We start from the raw sequence: 2,729 nt of genomic DNA on the forward strand, positions 1-2,729 counted from the left end.
GCGGTGCGCCGCGCGGACGTCCGCGCGGCGCACCGTGTGCCCGGAGACGGCGGACCGGCCGGCCCGCCGGTCGTACTACTCGTCCACCAGGAGCCCGCGCCGCAGCCGCACGAGCGTCCGGGAGAGCAGTCGGGAGACGTGCATCTGCGAGATGCCGAGCTCCTCGCCGATCTCCGACTGGGTCATGTTTCCGACGAACCGCAGGGACAGGATCTGCCGGTCACGCGGCGGCAGTTCGGCGATCAGCGGCTTCAGCGACTCGACGTACTCGACGCCTTCGAGGTCGTGGTCCTCGTAGCCGATACGGGCCGAGAGAGTGCCACCGTCGCTGTCGTCGTCCTCGGAGGGGGCGTCCAGCGAGCTCGCGGTGTACGCGTTGCTCGCGCCCATGCCCTCGATGACCTCGTCCTCGGAGATGCCCAGGTGCTGGGCGAGCTCGGCGACCGTCGGGGAGCGGTCGAGGCGCTGGGCGAGTTCGTCGCCGGCCTTGGCGAGGGTGAGCCGGAGCTCCTGGAGCCGGCGCGGGACGCGCACGGACCAGCTGGTGTCACGGAAGAAGCGCTTGATCTCGCCGATGATGGTCGGCATGGCGAAGGTCGGGAACTCGACGCCCCGGCTGAGTTCGAAGCGGTCGATGGCCTTGATGAGGCCGATGGTTCCGACCTGGACGATGTCCTCCATCGGTTCGCTGCGCGTGCGGAACCGGGAGGCGGCGAACCTGACCAGGGCCAGGTTGAGTTCGACCAGGGTGTTGCGCACGTACGCGTATTCGTGCGTGCCTTCCTCGAGCGTTTCGAGGCGTGCGAAGAGGGTCTTGGACAGGGCCCGCGCGTCGACCGGCTCCACCTCGGAGTACGAGGGGATGTCCGGAAGGGGCGGGATTGTCGACGACGCGGTCTCCGCCGTCCCGTACGGAACGGTGTCCTCGGAGGCCGGGATGGTTGCCTCCGGGGAGAAAGGGGAACGCGGTTCGTCGAGCCGGGGTGACATGGTCTCCTCCATCGTTCTCGGCATATGGCCGCCGGTGCCATGAGCTCGTGCTGCGGTTTGCGGCGCCTCCGGGCCGTCCGTGGTGGGTGATGTCTTCCTCTAGCCGTATCGGTCTTTACCTATGCTTGGCAAGTCCCGATTGTCCGTATTCGGTATGAAATGACGGTTGTTCGACTTTCCGCAGGCGTAGGGAACGCGTAGGGTTTCCGCTGTCCTGAGCGGGCAGGCAGGGCACGGGCACACCATGAAGGGATGCGCGATGGCATGCGGAGATACCAGGGAAAAGGTGTCGGAATCGTGAGCGGGGCCCGGCTACGGGTGGAGGTCCGGCGGCACGGTGCGAGTGCGGTCGTGAAGCCGGAGGGTGAGCTCGATCACCATACGGCCGATTTGCTGCGTGAACCGCTGGAGAGTTGTGCCGAGGAGGTCGGCGCGCGCATCGTCGTCGACTGCTCGGGGCTGGAGTTCTGCGACTCCACCGGCCTCAATGTGCTGCTCGGCGCCCGGCTGAAGGCCGAGGCCGCGGGCGGGTCCGTCCATCTCGCGGCGATGCGGCCGGTGGTGGCCCGGGTGTTCGAGATCACGGGTGCCGGTGCGGTCTTCGCGGTGCACACCAGTCTCGACGCGGCTCTCGCCGAGTGACGGGCGGGCGACGGTGCGTTGTGCGGACCACCGGACCGGTGCCGTAGGTGTTCACCGCGCGCGTCCGGGCAGGAGCAGGCTGACCGCTTTGTACGCGATGACTTCGCGGACTTCGCGCGCGAAGACAGAGTCCTCTTTTCCAATCGGTGAATTCGGTGAGGTGAAGCGCTGATGAGCACCACCCGGCCGTACCCGCCGGCGCCGGGCGACCCCGGCCCGGAGGCGCACGGCTCAGCCGCGGCCGCGCCCGCCGAAGCGGCGTCACCGGGCGGCCCGGCCCGCAGGCTGCATCTCGTCGGGGTCAGCGGAGCCGTGCCCCTGTCCCGTGACTTCACCCGCCAGGCGCTCCGGGACTGGGGCTGGCTGCCCGCGGCCGACGCCGACCGCCGGGCCGCCGCCGAGGACGTCCTGCTGGTGGTCTCGGAGCTGGTCACCAACGCCTGCCTGCACGCGGGCGGCCCCGCCGAACTGCTCGTCAGTCGCGGGACGAAGGTGCTGCGGCTGGAAGTCTCCGACCTCGGCAACGGAGAGCCGGTGCCCCGCACCCCCCACCGCGCGGGCCGCCCCGGCGGACACGGCATGTTTATCGTGCAGCGGCTCTGCCTGGACTGGGGTGTCGTCCGCAACGCGGACGGCACGGGCAAGACGGTCTGGGCCGAACTGGCCGCCCCCTCGTAAACGGACGCACACTCGGCGTGCCGCCCGCACGCCCCCGTCCCTCCGCACGGCCACGGCCTCTTCCGCCGGTGGCCGCTTTGGTGCGCTCGGGAGGGCGGGGAGGCATACGCGGGGAGGCTGCTCCGGGGATACGCCGCTGACGGCGCGGTCAGGGCGCCGAGGGGGCGTCGGCGGGACGTGTCGAGTCCCTGGGCCGGAACCGGACCTTGATGCGGGGCCGACGCGCAAGCCCCGCCGCGCAAGCCCCGACGCGGGCCCTGAGAGGCCCCTGAAAGGCCGCAGAGCCCCGGCGCACGCCGGAGCCCCATGACGGTTCCGAAGAAGCGCCGGAGGGCTGGCCGGGCAGGGCCGGGCGCCCGGAGCCCGAAGCGCCCCATCACCCCCCGTAACCCCACCACCCACGCACGGAAGCCTAGACC

The 2,729-nt window shown here is 70.8% G+C and carries 3 protein-coding genes; 2 read left to right on the forward strand and 1 reads right to left on the reverse strand.

All coding sequences use genetic code 11. The features are described 5' to 3' along the window. Positions 1-75 precede the first annotated feature (75 nt). Positions 76-990, reverse strand: a complete 915-nt coding sequence (locus ACSNOK_RS32390) for an RNA polymerase sigma factor SigF (RefSeq protein WP_436784365.1) — start codon at positions 988-990, stop codon at positions 76-78. A 252-nt stretch (positions 991-1,242) separates the two neighbouring features. On the opposite strand from ACSNOK_RS32390, the gene ACSNOK_RS32395 reads away from it, so the two are divergent. Both ACSNOK_RS32395 and ACSNOK_RS32400 read left to right on the forward strand, forming a co-directional pair. Beyond that, complete coding sequence (locus tag ACSNOK_RS32395) at positions 1,243-1,632, forward strand: STAS domain-containing protein (protein ID WP_436784363.1); 390 nt, start codon at positions 1,243-1,245, stop codon at positions 1,630-1,632. Between the two features lie 171 nt (positions 1,633-1,803). Further along, positions 1,804-2,310, forward strand: a complete 507-nt coding sequence (locus ACSNOK_RS32400; RefSeq protein WP_436784364.1) for an ATP-binding protein — start codon at positions 1,804-1,806, stop codon at positions 2,308-2,310. The last annotated feature ends 419 nt before the right edge of the window (positions 2,311-2,729 follow it).

Source organism: Streptomyces sp. URMC 126, assembly GCF_051386555.1.
Taxonomy (GTDB): domain Bacteria; phylum Actinomycetota; class Actinomycetes; order Streptomycetales; family Streptomycetaceae; genus Streptomyces.